The sequence below is a fragment of the Nonomuraea sp. NPDC049378 genome, assembly GCF_055586745.1.
Genome location: NZ_JBVJHP010000003.1, coordinates 297,757 through 318,255, shown reverse-complemented (window position 1 = coordinate 318,255; position 20,499 = coordinate 297,757). Strand labels below are relative to the sequence as shown.

The window sequence follows — 20,499 nt, the reverse complement described above, 5'->3', positions numbered from 1 at the left end:
ATCGCTCCTACGTTCCCGGTATGAACTCCAACACGGACATCCGCCCGTTCCGCGTCGACATTCCGCAGGCCGAACTGGACGACCTGCGCGATCGCCTCACCCGCACCCGCTGGCCCCGGCAGATCCGCGGAACCGGGTGGGAGCGCGGCGTTCCCGTGGACTACCTCAAGGACTTGGCGGGCTACTGGGCGAACGGCTTCGACTGGCGTGCGCAGGAGAAGACACTGAACGGGTACCCGCAGTTCGTGACCACGATCGACGGCCAGGACATCCACTTCCTGCATGTCCGCTCGCCCGAGCCGGACGCGCTGCCGCTGATTCTCTTCCACGGCTGGCCCGGCTCGTTCGTGGACTTCCTGGACGTGATCGGGCCGCTGACCGACCCTCGCGCGCACGGCGGTGATCCGGCGGACGCGTTCCACGTCGTGGTCCCGTCGCTGCCCGGCTTCGCGTTCTCCAACCCGGTGCGGGACCCGGGCTGGGGCAACCTGTTCCGGGTGGCCGCCGCGTTCGGGGAGCTGATGGCCCGGCTCGGGTACGAGCGGTTCGCCGCGCAAGGCGGTGACGTCGGGGGCGGTGTGAGCATGCTGCTGCCCATGGCCGCCCCGGGTCGTGTGGTCGCCACCCATATCAACGGTCCGTCGCCGTACCCCTTCGGCCCGCCCATCGAGCTGGACGGCCTGTCCGGCGCGGACCGAGCCCGCGCCGAGCGCTTCAACGCCGCCCGCCAGGACGGCCTCGGCTATCTGCACCTGCAGTCCACCCGCCCGCGGACCCTTGGCTACTCGCTGAACGACTCGCCGATCGGACAGCTGGCGTGGATCGCGGAGAAGTTCAAAGAATGGACTGATCCTGCCGCCGATCTACCCGATGACGCGGTGGACCGCGACCGGCTGCTCACCGGCGTGAGCCTGTACTGGTTCACCGGCTCCGGCGCGTCCTCGGCCGACATGCTGTACGAGGGCATGCGCGCCTACCGCGAGATGGCCTCCGGCCAGTTCGGCGCCGACCAGGCGGAGTGGCCGTCCGTGCCGGCGCCGCCGCAGGGGATCGCGGTGTTCGCGGCGGATATGACGATCCGCACCCTCGCCGACCCGGCGAACACCGTCCGCCACTGGTCGGAGTTCGACCGGGGTGGCCACTTCCCGGCGCTGGAAACGCCCGACCTGCTGGTCGGCGACCTGCGGGAGTTCTTCCGCGTCGCACGGTGACCCTGGCGGCGGGCGGCCGACCGGCCTGAGGCCAGGTCCGCGTGAAGAGACGCGCCTACGGTTGCATGGCGCCGAGCAGTTCGAGCACGTCGGCCGGGAGCTTGCGCTCAGCCGCGTCCCTGAACTGCGTGAAACACTCGCCCTGGGACGACACCGTGCCCGCGCCCTTCATGCACTCCTGGTAGGCGGAGTATTCGTCCATCAGGTAGAGCTGCATCCCCGTGGCCATCGCGGACAGCGCCAGGGCGATCGCAGAGACGGTGATGCCGCCCACAGCGACGCCCGTGGGCTTGCCCTCGCCTTTGAGCAGCGGCAGAGCCTTGATGCCGGCCATGAGCGCGAACAACGCCATGACCAGGCCCGCGAGCGGCAACATGAACGTCATGGCCAGCGCTGCGATGGACAACCAGATCGCTCGGCGGCCCGCCGATTCAGCGGGCTGCTGGCCTGCCGGTGCCTTCACCGGTGTCGACACCTGACCTCCTCTGCGTCGCCGGGCGAGGAACAGATACGCTGACAGCCCCACCCTGTTACCTCTTGGGAGAGTGTGCGTGTCTAAGGTTGGGCGGCTCGTCGTCCTCGTCTCCGGCTCTGGAACCAACCTACAGGCCCTGCTGGACGCTTCTGCCGACCCGTCTTACGGTGCTCGCGTGGTCGCGGTCGGCGCCGACAGGGAGGGGATAGAGGGGCTGGTCAGGGCCTCGAAGGCAGGCATCCCGACTTTTGTGGAAAAAGTGGGCGATTACGCGACACGGGCGGAATGGGATGTGGCCATCGCGGCCAGGATCGCCGCGTACGAGCCTGACCTGGTCGTGTCGGCGGGCTTCATGAAAATTCTCGGCAAGCCCACGCTCCAGGCCTTTCCCCTGCTCAACACACACCCCGCGCTCCTGCCGTCGTTCCCCGGCGCCCACGGCGTGCGCGACGCGCTGGCCCACGGCGTCAAAGTGACCGGCTGCACGGTGATGCTGGCCGACGAGGGCGTCGACAGCGGGCCGATCGTCGCCCAGGAAGCGGTGCCCGTGCTCCCCGACGACGACGAAGCCGTCCTGCACGAGCGCATCAAGACCGTCGAGCGCCGTCTGCTCGTCGAGATCGTCGGCCGGATGGCTCGCGAGGGCTGGACGGTCAGCGGACGCAGCGTCCGCATCGGCAACCACACAGGAGGGGAATCCACGTGACTCGCATCGCCATCCGGCGCGCGTTGATCGCTGTATACGACAAGTCCGGTCTCGAAGAGCTGGCCAGAGGCCTCGACGGCGCAGGCGTGGAGATCGTCTCGACCGGTGGCACCGCGGCCGCGATCTCGTCCTTCGGGATCCCGGTGACGAAGGTGGAGCAGCTGACCGGGTTCCCCGAGTGCCTCGACGGACGGGTCAAGACCCTGCACCCGCGCGTGCACGCCGGGCTGCTGGCCGACATCACCAAGCCCCACCACGTGACCCAGCTGGAGGAGCTGGAGATCGACCCGTTCCAGCTCGTGGTCGTCAACCTCTATCCGTTCCAGGAGACGGTGGCCTCGGGGGCGTCCGGTGAGGAGTGCGTCGAGCAGATCGACATCGGCGGGCCCGCCATGATCCGTGGCGCCGCGAAGAACCACAACACCTGCGCGGTCGTGGTCGATCCCGGCTTCTACGGCGACGTGCTCGCCGCCGTGGCCGAGGGCGGGTTCACGCTGGCCGAGCGCCGGCGCCTGGCCGGCATCGCCTACGCCCACACGGCCTCGTACGACGTGGCCGTGGCCAACTGGTTCGCCGGCACGTACGGAGAGGAGGGTGACTTCCCGTCGTTCACCGGCGGCGCCTACCAGCGCAAGGCCACCCTGCGCTACGGCGAGAACCCGCACCAGGGCGCCGCCCTCTACACGGGCGGCACGGGCGGTCTCGCCAACGCCGAGCAGCTGCACGGCAAGGAGATGTCCTACAACAACTACCTCGACTCCGACGCCGCCTGGCGCGCCGCGTGGGACTTCACCGAGCCCTGCGTCGCCATCATCAAGCACCAGAATCCCTGCGGCATCGCGGTCGGCTCCGACGTGGCCGAGGCGCACCGCAAGGCCCACGCGTGCGACCCCGTGTCCGCCTACGGCGGCGTGATCGCCGTCAACCGCGAGGTCACGGCCGAGCTGGCCAGGCAGATCGCCGACGTCTTCACCGAGGTCGTCATCGCTCCCTCCTACGCCGCCGAGGCCCTGGAGACGTTGCGTGCCAAGAAGAGCCTGCGCCTTCTGGTGTGCCCGCAGGGCCCGTCACGAAGGACGGAGCTGCGCGAGATCGACGGCGGCCTGCTGGTGCAGTCGGTCGACAAGGTGGACGCGCCCGGCGACTCGGCCGCCCAGTGGGAGCTCAAGACCGGCACACCCGCGACGCCCGAGCAGCTGGCCGACCTGGAGTTCGCCTGGCGGGCCTGCCGCTCGGTCAAGTCGAACGCCATCCTGCTCGCCGCCGACGGCGCGACCGTGGGCGTCGGCATGGGTCAGGTCAACCGGGTCGACTCCTGCCGTCTGGCGGCCACCAGGGCGGGCGAGCGCGCCGCCGGCGCGGTCGCGGCCTCCGACGCGTTCTTCCCGTTCCCCGACGGCCCGCAGGTGCTGATCGAGGCGGGTGTGCGGGCGATCGTCGAACCCGGCGGCTCCATCCGTGACCAGGAGGTCATCGACGCGGCCGAGAAGGCGGGCATCACCCTCTACTTCACCGGCACGCGCCACTTCTTCCACTGATCACCCTACGTCCAGTGATCATCCGTCAAAGGGCGACATGGCCGATCATGTCGCCCTTTGGCCGTTTTGCGGCGAGCATCCCTTGTCTCCGGTTAACCTGATGCCTTCTCCCGTTTGCTCGTTCTCCGGAGTCTTCGTTGCTTGACGCGATGCTGCAGGCCCTCGTCACTGTGAACGGCCTCGCTACCAGCCCCTTCGTCCTCCTGGTGCTCGCCTTCATCGGTGCCTATCTGGGCAGCCGCGTCATGGAGATCATCCCCTTCACCCGCCGCATCATCGAACGCCGCGAGGCCCGGCTCACCGAACCGGAGTAAACCGGGCGACCCACGGCAGGGTTTCCCGCCACACGGGCCGCCGTCTCCACACGGCACGGGCCGTCTTCCCCGCGCGGCACACGGGCCGTCTTCCCCATGCGGCACGGGCCGTCGTCCCCACGAGGCACGGGCCGTCGTCCCCACGAGGCACGGGCCGTCGTCCCCACGAGGCACGGGCGTGGCACAACTCGCCGTCCCAGCGGTCGGTAAGGGCTATGCCGGTGGTGAATGATCCAGCGCGAGCTTCGCCGCGCCGGCCAGAGAGGCCCGGACGCCCAGTACGGAAGGCACGACGCGGACGGCCCGGACGAAGGCGAGGCCCGCGACGTCGTCGAGCGCCCGCGCCAAGGGTTCGAACAGCACCTTGCCGGCCATTGACACGCCGCCACCGACCACCACCTTCGTGGTCTCGGTTGCGGCCGTCACCGAGGCGATCATCCCCGCGAGCGCCCTGGCCCCACGCTCGAACGCGGCCAGCGCGACCGAGTCGCCCGCGGCCGCGTCCTCGGCCAGAGTGCGGGCGTCGGCCGGCTCGCCTTTCCAGCCGTGACCGACGGCCCAGCGAACCAGGTTGGGGCCACTGGAGTAGCGCTCCACGCACCCGCGGCCGCCGCACTCGCACCGCTCACCGTTCGGGTCGACGGACATGTGCCCCACATGGCCGGAGTTGCCTGTCGGGCCGAGCAGCGGCGAGCCGTTGATCACCAGGCCGCCGCCGATGCCCGTGGAGACCACGATGCCGAGCAGCGCGTCGCTGCCCTGGCCCGCGCCCAGCCAGTGCTCCCCGAGCGCGAAGCACTGCGCGTCGCCCGCCAGCATGGTGGGCAGGCCGGTCAGCTTCCGTACTTCGTCGCGCAGCGGGAATGCCCGCCAACTCGGCATGTTGACCGGGCTCACGGTTCCGGCGGCGAGGTCGATGGGCCCCGCGCAGCCGATGCCGGCGGCCACGGGCGGCGGACCGCCCGTCTTCACCTCCGAGATGAGAGCCGCCAGCACGTTCATGACGTCCGCACGCGGTGTGGGCCGGGTCGCGGAACGCAGGATCGACCCCGACTCGTCCACCAGTGCGGCGGCGAGCTTGGTCCCTCCGATGTCGATGGCGAGTACGCAGGTCATCAGTGTTTGTGGTGGTTGTCGGGCTGGCGTGGATCGCCAGGATGCTCAAAGCCGGGAACGAGCTTCACCTTCTTGGCACGTAGGTCGTCGAGCCATCGCGCGAACGCCTGCCGCTGCGCCGCCTCCAAGAGGTATGGATCTTGGCGCGACGCACGGGACATCCGATGCGATTGTTGCTCCTCCAGGGCGGATCCTCCCATAAAGCCCGCCACAGCCGTTCTCGGGGTCGTGGTTGCGGTAGTTTCCTGAGGTGACGGCGAGCTCACATCGGTGGCCGGGGCGGGGATCGGGGCAGGGACCACGCCCGGGCCGGTCCGGGTCGTGCCTGCGGCCGGTCGCCCGGTAGCGGTTGCGGAAGGTCCGGAGGGCGACGGCGAGCTCGTCTGTGAGGTCGGGCCTGGGGCGGTGCCGAAGGCCGAGCCCGAAGCCGGGACGGTGGTGGGTTCAGGGGCTGAACGTGGGGCCGAGTGGGCGGGCGGGCTCGGGGTAGCGATGGCGACGTGCCAGCCGAGGTTGTCTTCGACCGGGCCGACGAGCGTGGCGCACGGGTGGGCCTGGAGGGCTTCGGCGACGGCGATCGGTAGCGAGTCGAGCGTGATCGCCCCGAGAGGTTCGAGATCGGCGGGGGAGGCTTCGCTCGCCTGCTCGCGATCGGTGAACAGACGATGTCGTACGAGGTGCCGTGACGGGGAAGCAGGGGCGGGAGACGGCCTGCGCCGCCATTCCGATGGGGTGATGACATCGGCTGTGACGTGGTCGAACATGGCGCGCACCCACGGGCTGCCGTTGTAGGCGGCGGCGTTGATCGAGCCCAGCTCGACGGCGGCCAAGCGATCCAGTGGCGGTCTCTCCTTCGGGCGCAGGCCGAGACCGGTGGCCGTGCTCTCGCACAGTGCCTCGGTGAGGATGACCTGGGTGAGCCACCTGGCGAGCTGGCGGTCCTCGGAGGTGCCCGGCACCGGAAGCGCCGCGCTGAGCGGGCCCTCTCGCAGGGCGGTGAGGCGCTCGTCGAGGAGCTTGCGGGAGATCGGGCGGCCGTCCACCCAGCCGATCACCTCCCGCTGACCGGAGTGCGTCTCGTGCCGTGTCTCCGCCGCCGTGGGACTCTGGAGGTGGTGGGTCACCGGGTCACCTCCAGGCGGATGGCTGGGGCGTACTGGCAGCGGCCGAACCACATGACCTTGGCCAGGGCCCAGGCGTGGCCGTCGCTCGCGTCCGTGGGGACCTCCACCGGGAACGACACCTCCGCCGTCTCGCCCGCGGCCACCGTGAAGCCCTGGATGACCTCCGGGAGCATGGACCACGTGCCCCAAGGGGAGGCGAGCTGGGCCTCGCCGCGGATCTCGTCCGAGGTCGTGTTGGCGAGCCTGAGCGTGAGCGAGGCGCGGTCGCCGGGCTGGAGCTTCAGCGACCCGGTGGCGGGGGTGACCGACAGGCCCGTCGGGCGGGCATCGGCGGACTTGGTGCCCCGGTTGGCTCTGCGAGGTTCGGCGGGGGTGCCGGCCACGGGCAACTCGGGGGCGTCGCCGAAGGCGACCGTGGTGACGTCTTCGACGAGCTGGCCGCCCGCTGTGGTGCGGGCCGAGACGAAGCAGAGGCCGGATCCCGGGAGGGACGGGGGCGTCACGGTCACCGGGAACCGCAGGTGGCCGCCGGGTGGGAGGCGGAAGGGACGCTGGGCCGGGGTGGCGGTCCACCCTTCGGGCACGCGGACCTCTGCCACGCCCTCGTGGGGCTCGTCGGTCAGGTGGGAGGAGACGACGACCTCCACCTCGAAGGGCTCCCGCGGTGAGGTGACGAGGCCGGGGTCGATGGCGATGGAGACCGGCAGGTAGCCCAGGGGTGCGGGGCCCTTGTTGTGCAGCCAGTAGCGGCTGTAGACCGGCTGCGCCGGCTCCGTTTCCGGGCCGAACTCGGGTGCGTCGGTGGCGGGCAGGGCTGCGGGGGCGATGTAGGTGGCGATCTCGGCGCCGGTCAGGGTGAGGTCGGTGGCCGGCGTGCCGGGACGTTCGAGCAGATCGGCGTGGACGAGCCGGTCGAGGGGGAGCACGGGAGAGCCGAGCCCGGCCTGGGAGCCCAGCCCGGTCGACTCGACCAGGCGGATGGTGACACCGTCGTCGGGCCGGCCGGCGCGGCCGTGGGCGTGCGGGTTGCCGGTGGCCTTGAGGGTGCCCAGCAGCACGTCGCGCGCCGGCGTGAGGGTCAGCAGGGAGTGGACCTCGGGAAGAGCGCCCTGCTGTGCGGCGTCGACGGTGCGGGGGAGCAGCGGGGTGATGTGCTCCTGGGCCGCCGCCGGCAGCCGCAGGGCCCGCCAGTCACCCTCACCGGCCACCAGGGAGTAGGAGAACTCGTGGGTCCAGTGCTGGAGCTGGAAACCCGAGCCGTCGGGCGTCGTGCGGTGGGGCGGGTCGAGCCAGATGCCCGACGGCCAGCCCGTGCACGAGCGCATCAGGGACAGGTGCAGCGCGCCGGACGGGTCGACGGCGAAGCCGGGCAGGCCATCGGTCAGCAGGGCGACCGTACGGTCGTCGAGCCGCTCGGCGCCCAGCGGGCAGACCGCCTCGATCGTGGCGTCGGCGAGGTCGGCCACCAGGTCGGTGACGGGGCCGGTGACGATCAGGGCGGGCAGGGCGCGTACGTCGCGCAGGTCGGCGCTGGGCTGCCAGACCTCCGTCAGCGGGCGTTCGGCGGGCACCCACACCCGGGACGCGCCCGACTTGAGCGCGTCGAGGTAGGCCGGGTCGGCGCGGGAGAGCAGCTCGGCGGCCAGCGGGTTGTCGTCGGGGCCGCCGATGACGATGCGCACGTCGGGCAGGTTGGAGTCGACGTCGAGCCAGCCGTAACGGGTGCCGGGCGCGCAGGACGTGGTGGCGGTGACACCGACGCGGGCCAGGGCGACCACCAGGTCGCGGGCCTTGGGGGCGTCGTCGAGTGCGGGCACCACGACCTCGGCCACGCCCAACGCCCGCGAACCCGCTTCGCCGAGGTCGACCTTCGCCGTGGTGGACAGGCCGAACCAGGTGTTGGCCGGGTTGTCGAGGGTCCACGGGTGCTCGGCGGTGTCGACGTCGGGCAGCGCGAACCCGCGCCCCACCACGGCGCCGGCCACGTCGGACGCCGGCAGCGCCCCGTCGACACGGGCGGGGAAACGCACCCGGAGCAGGCGGTCCGCGCCGGTGTGGTCGAGGACGCGGGTGGTGAAGTCGATGCGGTCGGAGCCGTCCGTCAGGGTCACGGTCTGCTCGTAGGTGATCTCGCCGACCTGGCCAGTGACCGTCAGGCGGTGGCCGATCGGGCTCGTCTGCGCGGAGGCCGACAGCGCCCGCGTCTCGGCGGAGCCTTCGGCCTGGCCGGTGGGGATGAGATGCCATGGGCCCTCGCCCATGTCGGGATGTTGCGGGTATTCGTGATAAAGGCGCAGCTCGTTGCCGGGACCGGTCAGCAACTCCCGGCCTGAGGCGAGATCGAGGATGGAGGTCAGCGCCCCGCCGCGCGCCGGATCGGCCGTGACGCGCCACCGGTCGTTTTCGATGGTGACCGGCGTCGACGCGCCGGCGGGGACGGGGCCGGAACGCGAGGTGTCCGAGGCGACCGGCGTCGGAGGGGTCTCCGGCTCGGTGGCGTGGGTCACGGGAGCCTGAGCCTGCCAGGAGCCGGGGACGCCCCGCACCACGCGATAGGTGCGCCAGCCCAGCGAGGGCACGTCGCGGGCCAGGAAGGTCAGCGTGCCGCCCTCCGCGACGGCGGGGACCTCGGCTCCCGAGTGGCCGGCCACGGTGTGACCGGCGGGAACGCTCACGCGGACCAGGCCGTCGCGGGCGAAGGGCAGGGTGTTGGTCACCACAACGCTGTGGCCGTCGAGCGTGATCTGGCCGGTCAGCGCGTCGAGCGCGCGGTCGCGGGCGGTCGCGGCCAGGTCGTGGGCCTCGCGCCAGCCGGTCAGCAGGTCGATGTAGACCTGGTCGGACTCGGAGCCGGTGATCGCGTCGTGGTGTGCGCCGTAGGCCAGCTGCCGCCACACCTTGTCGAGCGCGGTGTGCGGGTAGCGGCCGAGCCCGAGCAGGGCGGCGAACGTCGACAGGCGCTCGGCGTCGAGTGCCGCCACCTCGGCGGCCCGCTGGGCCTGCTTGGTGTCGATGTAGGAGACGTCTTTGCCGGTGTAGATGGGGTTCATGTCGCGCGTCTGAGGGCTGAACGACGACCTGCCGGCGCGAACGGCGTCGAGGAAGTCGCGGGGTGTGGCGCAGACGAACCGGGGCCACACGTAGCGGGAGGCCCAGGTGCGGTGGATGTCGGTGACCCACTTGTTGGGCGGTGTGTAGTCGGTGCCGACGGGGAGCAGGATGTTCTTCGTCGCGGCGACGGGCTTGAGCGAGCGGTAGAGGTCGTAGACCGCCTGACAGGCCTCGTCGAGGGAGGGCGAGGAGTCCATCGACCAGCCGGCGGAATAGTGGGCGGGCATGTAGTGGGTCAGCACGCCCTGCCCTGACGGCGAGATCCACTCGAACTCGCTGGGAAACTGCATCAGCGCCGCGTCGTTCTTGGCCTGCTTGAAGTTTTTGCTGATCGGGCCCCACTGGTGGAACGGCCCGCGTGCCCACGCGCTGCCGGTCAGCCCGGCCGCCGCGAGGTAGCCGGGGAACTGGGGGTCGTGCCCGAACACGTCGAGCTGCCACGCGGTGCGCGGATCGCCGCCGAGGATGTCGCGCTGGTAGCCGATGCCGTAGACGAGGTTGCGGATGGTGGTCTCGGCGCCGGTCAGGTTGGTGTTGGGCTCGTTGTAGGTGCCGCCGATCAGCTCGACGCGGCCCTCGGCCATGAGGGCCCGCAGGTCAGCGCGCCGCTCGGGGTGGGTGTCGAAGAACGGCTTGAGATAGTCGACCTCGGCCAGCACGAAGCGGTAGTCGGGGTCGCGCAGCGCCAGCTCGATGTGCGCCTCGACCAGCGCGAACGCGTTTCGCTCATAGAGCGGCCTGGTCGTGTTGTCGGCGGAGAGCAGCTCCCACGGGCTGGTGTAGGCGGCCTGAGTGTTCCACCACACCGGGTCGTAGTGGAAGTGGGAGACCATGTGCATGGTCCAGCCAGGCTCCTCGGCCGTGACGGTGACCTCGAGGGACTCCTCGCCCAGGGTGAGCAGGCAGGGCACGGCGGCGCCCGGGGGCGCGGACACGGCCATGGGGACCTCCAGCACGCCGGCCGTGGCGGGAACGCGCACGGGCCCGGCCAGGCGGACGCCCTCGCCGCGCAGGTCGAGCGACGTCTCCTGGTCTCCTGCTGCGACGGTGACGCGCAGCACTTGGTGCGGCTCGTCACGCGAGCCCACGAACAGATCGGTCGACTCCGCGGACAACAGGCGGGTGGGCAAGGGGGACCTCCTGAGCTTGTTGCTGGCGCCCGCAACACTAAGCCTTCGAAAGATCGATGACAACGATGTCAAGAGCGGCCTGTGGATAACCGGATCCAGCTGCCTGGGGTCTGTGGATAACTGGCGGCCCCGCTCCGTTCTCCGCCGCGTACGTGATCACTGGTCTCCCTCGTCGCGAACGCCCCGAGCACCCTGTACGAGGGCCGAGACGAGGCATGGAAGGATTGCCGCATGAGTGCAGTGAAACTCGATGGCAAGGCCACCGCCGCCAAGATCAAGGCCGACCTCGCGACCAGGGTGGCCGCGCTGAGAGAACGCGGCATCACGCCCGGCCTCGGCACCGTGCTCGTGGGCGACGACCCCGGCAGCCAGATCTACGTCGCAGGCAAGCACCGGGACTGCGCGGAGGTGGGCATCGCCTCCATCCGCGTCGATCTGCCTGAGACCGCCACCCAGGCCGAGGTCGAGGCGGCCATCGACGAGCTCAACGCCTCCCCCGAGTGCACCGGCTACATCGTCCAGCTGCCCCTGCCCAAGCACCTCGACACGATGGCCCTGCTGGAGCGGATGGACCCGGCGAAGGACGCCGACGGCCTCCACCCGATCAACCTCGGCCGCCTCGTGCACATGGTCGACGCGCCCCTCCCGTGCACCCCGCACGGCATCGTGCTGCTCCTGCAGGAATACGGCGTGCCGATCAAGGGCGCCGAGGTGGCCGTGGTCGGCCGCGGCATCACGGTGGGCCGCTCGCTGGGGCTGCTGCTGACCCGCCGCAGCGAGAACGCCACCGTCACCCTCTGCCACACCGGCACCCAAGACCTGGCCGGCCACGTGCGCAGGGCCGACATCGTGGTCGCGGCGGCCGGCGTTCCCGAGCTCATCACCCGTGACATGGTCAAGCCCGGCGCGGCCGTGCTCGACGTGGGCGTCTCCCGGGTCAACGGGAAGATCGCCGGAGACGTGGCGCTCGACGTCGAGGGGGTCGCGGGCTTCCTCACCCCCAATCCGGGCGGAGTCGGCCCCATGACCCGAGCCCTGCTGCTCTCCAACGTGGTGGAGGCGGCTGAGCGGCTCCGGTCCGGCGCTTCCGGCGGCTGACGCGGGCCGCACCCGGCTGCCGCCGTACGGGCGGCGCGCCCAGGAAGCGTGAGGGCGTTCCAGGGGGCCGGGCGTCAGAACGGGTACGCCGCGACGTCGCCCTGCATGGTGACCCACTGCGTCTCCGTGAAGGCGTCGATGTCCGCACCCGGCCCGCCCAGCCGCGTGCCCGTCCCCGACGCGCCCCGCCCGCCGAACGAGGCCACGGCGGCCCGCTGCTCCTCGCGGGCTCGTACGGTGGCCGCCGCGACGTCGTCGGCTCCGGCGGCGCCCGCCCGGCCGAGTTCGATGACGGGCGCGTCTCCGGAGCGGGAGGCGGTCCAGCCGCCGAAGACGGAGCCCGTCCAGGTCTTGGGGTCCAGGAACGTCAAGGGAGCAGCGTCTCAAGGCTGGAAGTCGGGATCAACGGCCACGGTCACGTCGAGCAGCAGGGGTTCCTCGCGGGCGGACAGCCCGGGCAGGACCTCGTCGAGGGTCGCCGTCAGCTCGTCGTACGAGTCCACCCGCCGGGCCGGGCAGCCGAGTGACCTGGCCAGGCCACGTACGTCCACCTCGGTGAACGGTGGCCACGGCGCCTTGCCGCCCTGCTTGTCGGCCAGCCGGTCCATGACCGCGTACCGGCCGTTGGCGAGCACGACGAACAGCGCGCCGACGCGGTAGTGGGTGGCGCTCCAGAGGGCGTGCAGTCCGTAGAGCGCCGACCCGTCGCCCACGACCGCGACCACCGGGCGGTCGGGGAGCGCCATGCGCAGTCCTACGGCGGCGGGCAGGGCGAAGCCGAGTCCGCCCATGGCCGCGGAGACGAAGCCGAGCGGGGTCCTCGCGGGCACGAGGCGGTGCAGGTCGGGGCGGGAGGACGGGGTCTCCTCGATGAGCACGGTGTCCGTGGGCAGCCGGCTTGCCAGCGCGCGCAGCACGTGCGCGGCCCGCAGCGGCCCACCGTCACGGGGAGGCTCGCCGGGGCCGGACGCGGGAGCGCCGCCCGGGGTGCCTGCTGGGGGTGCCGGGCCGTCAAGACCGGGCTCCAGGGTGGCAGGGCCGCCTGCCGGGGGTTCGGGGCTGGGGGTGGCGGGGACGTTCGGTCGGTGGTGCGGCGGGGTGGCCGGGACGGCGGGGAGGAGGGTGGCGAGGCGGGCGCAGACGGCGGCGGGGGAGGCGAGGCAGGCCAGGTCGGCCGCGCTGCGGTGCGCCTCCGCCGGGTCGTCGGTGACCAGGGCGACCGAGGTGCCCGGGGCGACCAGCGGGCCCGGCACGTACACGTACTGCCGGAACACAGGGGCGCCCACCGCGAGCACCACGTCATGCGGGGCCAGCCGCTTTCGCAGGCGTTCCCTGTCGGCGGGCAGGACGCCCGCGTACTGCGGGTGGTCCTGCGGGAAGCCGGCGCGCGCCCCGAACGACTCCTGGAACACCGGGCACCGCAGCCGCTCGGCCAGCGCGACCAGGGGGTCCCATGCGGCCCCCGCGCCGGCCACGATCGCCGGGGAGCGCGCGCCCGCCAGCAGCCGCACCAGCGGCGCCAGGTCGGCGTCGGGGACGGCGGCCGGGCGCAGCAGCCGGGCCGGCGCCGCGAGGACCTCCCCGTCGAAGGGCTCCTGCCAGTCGTCCATCGGCACGATCACCAGCGCGGGCCCGCGGGCCGTGACCGCCTCGTGCCAGGCGCGGGCCAGCGCCCCTGGTACGTCCTGCGCGCGTGCCGGCTGGTTCGCCCACACCGGGTAGTCGCCGGCCAGCCCTTCCAGCCGTCCGGTCAGGAACGGCTCCAGCGCCAGGTGCCGCCGGTCCTGCTGCCCCACGATGATCACCAGGGGCGCCCGGTTGACCCGGGCGGTGGCGATGGCGCCGACGGCGGTGCCCAGCCCGGCGGTGGTGTGCAGCACGACCAGCGCGGGGGCTTCGTTCCCGATGGCCCAGCCGGTCGCCATCCCGACCACGGAGGCCTCGTGCAGGCCGAGCACGAAGCGCAGCGCGTCCGGCAGGTCCACGAGCAGCGACACCTCGGTGGAGCCGGGGTTGCAGAAGATCGTGGTCAGCCCGCGGCTGCTCAGCACGTCGAACGCGGCGTCCCTGACGGTGCTCACCGTTCTAGCATTCCCCGCCGGGTCTGCCGGTAGACGTGTCCGGTCAGCGGGCGCGGTAGCGGTCGGTGGCCTCCCTGGTGGCGCGGATGGCCGCGTCGGCCCTGTCGTAGGTGCGCTGCGCCAGTCCCACGAAGATGCAGTCGACGATCAGCAGCTGGCTGATCCGGCTGGCCAGCGCGCCGGGCCGGAAGGCCGTCTCGCGGCCCGCCGACACCAGCGTGTGGTGCGCCATCTCGGCCAGCGACGAGCGGGGGTTGTTGGTGATCGCGACGATCATCGCGCCCGTGTCCGCGGCCGTCCTGGCGGGGACGAGCACGTCGGGCGTCTCGCCGCTGCAGCTGATCGCCACCGCCACGTCGCCTTTCCTGAGCAGCGCCGCGCTGGTCAGGGCCAGGTGCGCGTCGCTGAACGGATGGCTGGACAGCCCGATCCGCAGCAGCTTCTGCGACATGTCGGCGGCTACCAGGCCGGAGGCCGCGACGCCGTACACGTCGACGCGCCGGGCCGTCGAGATGGCCTGCACGATCTCGCCCAGCTGGTCGGGGTCGAGCTGCGCCGCCGTGTCGGCCAGCGCCTCCGACTCGGCGCGCGCGACCTTGGCGATCACGTCGGTCAGCGGGTCGTCGGGCGCGAGGTCGCCCGGCACCAGCCGCTCGGGCTCCTTGGCGACGGCCGCGGCGAGCGCGAAGCGCATCTGCGAGTACCCGGCGAACCCGAGCGCCCGCGCCGTGCGGACGATCGTCGCCTCGCTGGTGCCGGAGACCGAGCTGAACTCGGTGATCGTGCTCCGTACGACCAGCCCGGGATCGTCGAGGATGATGCGGGCGATGGACTGCGCGGCGGGGGTGAGCGACGGCAGCACGGCGCGTACGGCCGCGACCGGGTTCGCGGGCTCGGCGGTCACCGAAGCAGCCATTCCGCCGCCGCGAGGGCGGACACGCGGGAGATGCCGTGGGTGGCCACATGGGTGAACCCGTGGGTGGCGCCGTCGGGCGGGGCGGGGATGCCGGTGTCGACCACGATCGCGTCGGGCCTGAGCGCGAGGGCCTTCGCCACGGTCTCCCGCACCCAGGCGTGCCGGGCGGCGTCGTGCACCACCAGCACGACCGGCCGTTCGTCGAAGGGCGGCAGCTCGCCCTGCGGCTCCATCTGCACCCTGGCCGTGTTCGGCAGCAGGGAGGCCAGCGCGGCAGTGACGCCGGTCGGCGTGGCCGGGTCGACCGCCTTGCTGAAGCGGGTGTTGACCTCGACGACCAGGGGTCCGCGGTCGAGCGCGGGGGTGCCGGAGGTGGTGAGCGCCGCCCTGGCGGCCTCCAGGCCGACGCCTTCGTCGACGTCGCCGCGGACCTTGTCGCGCAGCTCCGTGCGGGCGGCGTACCAGCCGGCGAGTGCGCGGACCCGGGCGGCGGCCTCCGCCAGGCGCTCCTCCTGCAGCGTCCCCTCGCGCACGGCGGCCACGATCGCGTCGCGGATCTCGTGCAGGCTGTCCTCCGTGGACAGCCCCACGCAGATCGCGTCCACGCCCGCGTCGAGCGCGCGCACCGCGATCTCGCCGGGACCGAACATGTCGGCCACCGCCTGCATCTCGATCGCGTCGGTGACGAGCATCCCGTCGAAACCGAGCTCGCCCCTCAGGAGCTCGGTCAGGATGGTACGGCTGAGTGTCGCCGGCATCGACGGATCGAGGGCGGGGATGAGCAGGTGGCCCGACATGATGGAGCGCACCCCGGCGTCGATCGCGGCGCGGAAGGGCGGGAGGTCGCGTTCGTGGAAGACCTCGCGCGAGGCGTGCACGGTGGGCAGCGCCAGGTGGGAGTCGGTGACCGTGTCGCCGTGCCCGGGGAAGTGCTTGGCGCAGGCGGCCACGCCGGCGCCCTGCACGCCGTTGACGTAGGCGACGGTGTGGCGGGTGACCAGGTCGGGCGTCGCGCCGAACGAGCGCACGCCGATCACGGGGTTGGCCGGGTTGGAGTTCACGTCGGCGGAGGGCGCGTAGTCGAGCGTGATGTCGAGGTCGGCGAGCATCCTGCCGATCTGCCGGCCCACCCGCTCGGTGAGCGTCACGTCGTCGACCACGCCCAGCGCCCGGTTGCCGGGGAAGGAGCTGCCGTTCGTGACCTCGAGCCGGGTGACCGCGCCGCCCTCCTCGTCGATCGCCACGATCGTGTCCGGGTTCTCGGCGCGGAAGTGCCGTACGAGCTGCGCGTCGATGGCGTTGCGGGCGAACAGCACCACGCCGCCAAGACCTTCGCCCAGCGCCCGGCGCAGCCAGTCGGGGGTGGAGGTCCCCTCGTACCCCGGATGCAGCACCGTCATCGCCAGTCTGTACAGGTCACCGCTCATCGGCATTTTCCTTCACGATTGTTGATCTGAAGGTAATTTTCTGTCATTGTCGCCCTCGACACAACCACTTCCGAGAGGCCACCCCCCAATGCCCAGCAGAAGGACTCTCCTGAAGGGCTTAGCCCTCGCCGCCGCCGCCTCCGCCGTTCCGCTGCCCGCCTACGCGTCGACGAACGGCCACATCCCGCCGCTGCGCCAGATGCGCGGCATGTGGATCGCCTCCGTGGTCAACATCAACTGGCCCTCGAAGCCGGGACTGACCGCGGACGAGCAGAAGGCCGAATATCTCGCCTGGCTGGACGTGGCCGTGCAGCGCAAGCTCAACTCGGTGTTCGTGCAGATCAGGCCGACCGCCGACGCGTTCTGGCCGTCGCCGTTCGAACCCTGGTCACAGTATCTGACCGGGACGCAGGGGCAGGACCCCGGCTACGACCCGCTCGGGTTCGCCGTGGAGGAGACCCACAAGCGCGGCCTGGCCTTCCACGCGTGGTTCAACCCCTACCGCGTCTCGATGCAGGACGACCCGGCCAAGCTGCACCCCGACCACCCCGGGCGCAAGCACCCCGACTGGATCCTGCCGTTCGGCGGCAAGCTCTACTACAACCCCGGCATGCCGGAAGTGCGGAAGTTCTGTCAGGACGCCATGATGGACGCGGTCACCCGCTACGACATCGACGGCCTCCACTTCGACGACTACTTCTACCCGACCAACACCACGGGCTTCGACGACAGCGCCGCGTTCGCCGAGCACGGCGCCGGCTTCCCCGACCTGGCCTCCTGGCGGCGCAACAACGTCGACCTCATGGTCCAGGAGATGCAGCAGCGGGTGCTGGAGTCCAAGCCGGAGATCGCGTGGGGCATCAGCCCGTCCGGCATCTGGCGCAACAAGGCCAGCGACCCGCTCGGCTCCGACACCAACGGCGGCCAGTCGTACGACAACCTGCACGCCGACACCCGCGGCTGGGTCAAGAAGGGCTGGCTCGACTACATCGCCCCGCAGCTCTACTGGTACATCGGGCAGCCGCCGGCCGACTACTCCAAGCTCGTCCCCTGGTGGTCCGACGTCGCCGCGGGCACGAAGACGCAGCTGTGGATCGGCCAGGCCGCCTACAAGGCCGGCGACCCCGCCCAGGCGGCGGAGTGGCAGGCGCCGGACGAGCTGTCCAGGCACCTGACCCTCAACAGGGACCACCCCGAGATCGGCGGCGACATCTGGTACAACGCCAACGACGTCAAGGTCGACAGGATCGCCTCCATCTCGACCGCGGTCGACGACCACTACCGGCGGCCCGCGTTGGCGCCCGTGCTGCCCAGGCTCGCCAAGGGGGAGCCGCCGCGCCGGCCGGTGCTGGCGTACGCGCTGCGCCGCCACGGCGGGGTCGAGGTGCGGGCGGTGGCGACCGGCCGGGACGAGCCGTTCCTGTTCGCCGTCTTCCGCTTCGACAGGAACGCGCGGTCCGGCGACTTCGCCGACGCGCGCCACCTGGTGGCCGTCGTGCCCGGCGACCGGCAGGTGCGCTGGACCGACCCCGACGGCGGACGCGGCGACCACTACTACGTGGTGGCGGTCGACCGCGCCAACAGGACCAGCAAGCCCAGCAACGGCTTCCGGGTGATCTGAGCCGGTTCGCGGGCGTGCTGCGCCCGTACGTGTCGCCGGCCGGTCATCCGGCCGGCGATCACCCGGCACGCCCCGCCCGAGTGCATGCCCCCGCCACCGCTCGTGAAGGTTCCGATGCCGCCGGAACCCCTCGCCGTGGCCCCGGTCGCGATCCGGTCTACGCAGGTGGCCTTTCAGGCACCTAAGAAGCCCTCCGCCCAGCGGGCGACGGCTGCTCGGTGGCTCCCGACGACCTCTGTGGCGGCACCACGGGGGTCGGGCGTACCAGTCCGAGCGCGACGACCTCGTTGGCCAGCCGTGTGCGCCGGTTGGTGCCCTCGGGAATCCTGAACTTCTGGTAGAGCCGCAGCAAATGCTGCTTGACCGCGGCCTCGGTCACGACCAGGTCGTCGGCGATCTCGCGTGCGGTCGCCGGGGCGACGAACGCCTCGTCCGACAGCGCCGGCCTGCAGAGCGAGGTCAGCACGTCGACCTCGCGCCTGGTCAGCTCGGGCGCGGCCGCCCTGCGCAGCTCGACCTCAGGGGTGAAGTCCTCACGGGGGACTCCACCGATGCGACCCCGGGCCGCGCCGAAGGAGACGACGTCGCCGTCGTCAAGGACCCTCCGGGCGATCGGCCTGCCGTTCACCCGCGTGCCGTTCCTGGACAGCCCCAGGTCGACGACATACAGGTAGGGTCCTCGTCTGACGAACTCGGCATGGAGTCGAGACACGCTGGGGTCGGTGAGCCGGATGTCCACACCCCGGCCCCTCCCCACCGTCGTGATCTCGGGGCGCAAGGGGACCACCTCGCCGGTGTCCTCGATGCGTATGAACGGCCCCTCCACTGGCGGTTCCTCCCCTGGGTTGACGCAGCGTATGAACGGCACGCCTACTCCTGGGCACGGCAGTTCCTCCCCAGGTAGCCCGCCGTAACTATTACTACAGCTCCGGCTTACCCAAACGAGGGGATGCGGAATCTCCTTTGCTGAAAGGAGAATCCGACGTGAAATTGGTCTGGACCTTTGAAGCCGGTTTTGCCTGCTCACGGGTAGACTCCGAGGGAAGATAAGCGGAGGAAACACCCATGGCGGACAAGCCCACGAAAGGTCTGGCCGATGTCGTCGCCGCGTCCACAGCGCTGAGCGACATCGACGGAAAGGCCGGCCGGCTCTTCTACCGTGGATACGACATCCACGACCTGGCCGGCCGTGCGACGTTCGAGGAGACCGCACACTTGCTGCAGCGCGGCAAGCTGCCCGACAGGGCCGAGCTCGACGCGTACGGCGCCGAGCTGGCGCGCGGCAGGGAGCTCGGTGCCCTGGTCTCGGCGAACATCGCCGAAATCGCCGAGAAACAGAAACCCATGGAGGCGCTGCGCTCGCTGGTCTCGCTGTCGGGCGCCGACGACCCGGACAAGGACTCCATCACCCCGGACGCCAACCTGCGCAAGGCCGCCCGGCTGACCGCGCAGCAACCCCTCCTGGTCGCCCGCTTCCACGCCGCCCGCGGCGGCGGGAGCGTTCCCGACCCCGACTCCTCGCTGAGCATCGCCGCGAACTTCCTGCTCCAGGTGACCGGTCGCACTCCCGACCCCCGTGAGGTCGAGATCTTCGACGAGTGCCTGGTGCTGCACGCCGACCACACCATGAACGCCTCCACGTTCGCCGCCCGCGTGTGCGCCGCGACGCTGTCGGACATGCACTCCGCCATCGTCGCCGCCATCGGCACCCTCAAGGGCCCGCTGCACGGCGGGGCGAACGAGCAGGTCATGAAGACCCTGGAGTCGCTGACGCCCGGCAGCGTGGCCCAGGCCGTACGCGACAAGCTCGCGGCCGGCGAGAAGATCATGGGCTTCGGCCACCGCGTCTACAAGACCGAGGACCCGCGCGCCACCCACCTGCGCAGGATGTCCGCCGAACTGGCCGGGGCGTCCGGGGACGACACCTACTACCGGATGTCCAAGGAGATGGAGGAGGTCGTCTTCGAGACGAAGGGCCTCTATCCGAACGTCGACTTCTACGCCGCGTCCGTCTACCACTACCTGGGCATCCCGACCGACCTGTTCACGCCGGTCTTCTCCATCAGCCGCATGTCCGGCTGGACCGCCCACGTCATCGAGCAGCACGCCGACAACCGGCTCATCCGCCCGGACAGCGAGTACATCGGGGAGACGGACCAGAAGTGGAAGCCGGTCGACGAGCGATGAGCCGGCGAATGCGACCGTCAGCACGAGCGATGAGCCGGCGAATGCGTCCGTCAGCACGAGCGATGAGCCGGGCCGGGGAGAATGGGACCATCAACAGGTGCGATGACTGATGTGACTGTGAGCGGATGCGTTGAGCCAGGGGACTGAACGCGAGAGCTGGGGACCGTACCCGCTGATCCTGGTGGGTGCGGTCGTCGGCGTGCTCGTGACCTACTTCGTGAACCTGCGCTGGGGCGGGTTCACCATGGGCGCCGTCATCATGGTCGCCGCCGCCCTCCGCTTCGCCGGATACGGCGGGCAACTGTCCGTGCGGAGCAGACGGACCGATGTCGTCACGCTGTCGGTCTTCGGCTTCGTGCTGGTGCTGACCTCACTGCTGCTTTACAACAACGAGCTGAAGGCGCTGATCCTGTCCCTTTTAGCCCGGTGACTTGACGGTCCGAT

At 71.2% G+C, this 20,499-nt stretch carries 17 protein-coding genes; 8 read left to right on the top strand and 9 right to left on the bottom strand.

All coding sequences use genetic code 11. From position 1 onward, the window contains the following. Positions 1 to 20 precede the first annotated feature (20 nt). Positions 21 to 1,211 (top strand): epoxide hydrolase family protein, encoded by a 1,191-nt coding sequence (locus ACZ6SA_RS09165; protein WP_465827341.1) that lies wholly within the window; start codon positions 21 to 23, stop codon positions 1,209 to 1,211. Between the two features lie 55 nt (positions 1,212 to 1,266). Here the strand turns inward: ACZ6SA_RS09165 and ACZ6SA_RS09160 are convergent, their stop codons facing one another. After that, positions 1,267 to 1,686, bottom strand: a complete 420-nt coding sequence (locus ACZ6SA_RS09160) for a hypothetical protein (RefSeq protein WP_347646611.1) — start codon at positions 1,684 to 1,686, stop codon at positions 1,267 to 1,269. 76 nt (positions 1,687 to 1,762) lie between these two features. Here ACZ6SA_RS09160 and purN point away from each other — a divergent pair, with 76 nt between their 5' ends. The 3 genes from purN (at position 1,763) to ACZ6SA_RS09145 (ending at position 4,244) form a co-directional block, all read left to right on the top strand. Beyond that, the gene (gene purN / locus ACZ6SA_RS09155) at positions 1,763 to 2,392 is read left to right on the top strand and encodes a phosphoribosylglycinamide formyltransferase (protein WP_347646612.1); all 630 of its coding nucleotides are present in this window, start codon (positions 1,763 to 1,765) and stop codon (positions 2,390 to 2,392) included. After that, the gene (purH, locus tag ACZ6SA_RS09150) at positions 2,389 to 3,930 is read left to right on the top strand and encodes a bifunctional phosphoribosylaminoimidazolecarboxamide formyltransferase/IMP cyclohydrolase (RefSeq protein ID WP_347646613.1); all 1,542 of its coding nucleotides are present in this window, start codon (positions 2,389 to 2,391) and stop codon (positions 3,928 to 3,930) included. The genes purN and purH overlap by 4 nt, the downstream gene beginning before the upstream one ends. Positions 3,931 to 4,079: 149 nt before the next feature. Continuing rightward, positions 4,080 to 4,244, top strand: coding sequence for a hypothetical protein (locus tag ACZ6SA_RS09145; protein WP_347646614.1), 165 nt, complete (start codon positions 4,080 to 4,082; stop codon positions 4,242 to 4,244). A 213-nt stretch (positions 4,245 to 4,457) separates the two neighbouring features. On the opposite strand, the gene ACZ6SA_RS09140 is transcribed toward ACZ6SA_RS09145, so the two are convergent. The 3 genes from ACZ6SA_RS09140 to ACZ6SA_RS09130 are packed head-to-tail and all read right to left on the bottom strand — an operon-like array spanning position 4,458 to position 10,725. Further along, on the bottom strand, positions 4,458 to 5,360 hold the full coding sequence (locus tag ACZ6SA_RS09140) for an ROK family protein (RefSeq protein WP_443153058.1): 903 nt from the start codon (positions 5,358 to 5,360) through the stop codon (positions 4,458 to 4,460). Continuing rightward, positions 5,360 to 6,484, bottom strand: a complete 1,125-nt coding sequence (locus ACZ6SA_RS09135) for a DUF7158 domain-containing protein (RefSeq protein WP_465827338.1) — start codon at positions 6,482 to 6,484, stop codon at positions 5,360 to 5,362. Before ACZ6SA_RS09135 ends, ACZ6SA_RS09140 begins: the two co-directional genes overlap by 1 nt. Continuing rightward, the gene (locus ACZ6SA_RS09130) at positions 6,481 to 10,725 is read right to left on the bottom strand and encodes a glycoside hydrolase family 38 N-terminal domain-containing protein (protein ID WP_465827336.1); all 4,245 of its coding nucleotides are present in this window, start codon (positions 10,723 to 10,725) and stop codon (positions 6,481 to 6,483) included. The genes ACZ6SA_RS09135 and ACZ6SA_RS09130 overlap by 4 nt, the downstream gene beginning before the upstream one ends. Positions 10,726 to 10,956: 231 nt before the next feature. Between ACZ6SA_RS09130 and ACZ6SA_RS09125 the strand changes: the two genes are divergently transcribed. Beyond that, positions 10,957 to 11,823: a bifunctional methylenetetrahydrofolate dehydrogenase/methenyltetrahydrofolate cyclohydrolase gene (locus ACZ6SA_RS09125; protein WP_347646618.1), complete on the top strand. Its 867-nt coding sequence runs from the start codon at positions 10,957 to 10,959 to the stop codon at positions 11,821 to 11,823. A gap of 74 nt (positions 11,824 to 11,897) precedes the next feature. On the opposite strand, the gene ACZ6SA_RS09120 is transcribed toward ACZ6SA_RS09125, so the two are convergent. Genes ACZ6SA_RS09120 through ACZ6SA_RS09105 form a run of 4 tightly spaced genes read right to left on the bottom strand, consistent with a single transcriptional unit; the run spans position 11,898 to position 16,247 of the window. Continuing rightward, complete coding sequence (locus ACZ6SA_RS09120) at positions 11,898 to 12,194, bottom strand: hypothetical protein (RefSeq protein WP_465827334.1); 297 nt, start codon at positions 12,192 to 12,194, stop codon at positions 11,898 to 11,900. A gap of 12 nt (positions 12,195 to 12,206) precedes the next feature. After that, a complete protein-coding gene (locus tag ACZ6SA_RS09115) occupies positions 12,207 to 13,904 on the bottom strand; it encodes a thiamine pyrophosphate-dependent enzyme (protein WP_465827333.1) in 1,698 nt (565 codons plus the stop codon). Positions 13,905 to 13,947: 43 nt separating this feature from the next. Next, positions 13,948 to 14,820 carry a MurR/RpiR family transcriptional regulator gene (locus ACZ6SA_RS09110; protein ID WP_443153052.1) on the bottom strand — a complete coding sequence of 291 codons (873 nt, stop codon included), beginning with the start codon at positions 14,818 to 14,820 and terminating at the stop codon, positions 13,948 to 13,950. After that, on the bottom strand, positions 14,805 to 16,247 hold the full coding sequence (locus ACZ6SA_RS09105; RefSeq protein WP_347646621.1) for a glycoside hydrolase family 3 protein: 1,443 nt from the start codon (positions 16,245 to 16,247) through the stop codon (positions 14,805 to 14,807). The genes ACZ6SA_RS09110 and ACZ6SA_RS09105 overlap by 16 nt, the downstream gene beginning before the upstream one ends. An 88-nt stretch (positions 16,248 to 16,335) precedes the next feature. On the opposite strand from ACZ6SA_RS09105, the gene ACZ6SA_RS09100 reads away from it, so the two are divergent. Next, the gene (locus ACZ6SA_RS09100) at positions 16,336 to 17,868 is read left to right on the top strand and encodes a glycoside hydrolase family 10-like protein (protein ID WP_347646622.1); all 1,533 of its coding nucleotides are present in this window, start codon (positions 16,336 to 16,338) and stop codon (positions 17,866 to 17,868) included. 181 nt (positions 17,869 to 18,049) lie between these two features. Here the strand turns inward: ACZ6SA_RS09100 and ACZ6SA_RS09095 are convergent, their stop codons facing one another. Next, on the bottom strand, positions 18,050 to 18,694 hold the full coding sequence (locus ACZ6SA_RS09095) for an FHA domain-containing protein (RefSeq protein WP_347646623.1): 645 nt from the start codon (positions 18,692 to 18,694) through the stop codon (positions 18,050 to 18,052). 239 nt (positions 18,695 to 18,933) lie between these two features. Between ACZ6SA_RS09095 and ACZ6SA_RS09090 the strand changes: the two genes are divergently transcribed. Together ACZ6SA_RS09090 and ACZ6SA_RS09085 are read left to right on the top strand one after the other, a co-directional pair. After that, a complete protein-coding gene (locus ACZ6SA_RS09090) occupies positions 18,934 to 20,055 on the top strand; it encodes a citrate/2-methylcitrate synthase (protein WP_347646624.1) in 1,122 nt (373 codons plus the stop codon). A 181-nt stretch (positions 20,056 to 20,236) separates the two neighbouring features. Then, positions 20,237 to 20,485: a DUF3017 domain-containing protein gene (locus ACZ6SA_RS09085; protein WP_443153051.1), complete on the top strand. Its 249-nt coding sequence runs from the start codon at positions 20,237 to 20,239 to the stop codon at positions 20,483 to 20,485. Positions 20,486 to 20,499: the final 14 nt, after the last annotated feature.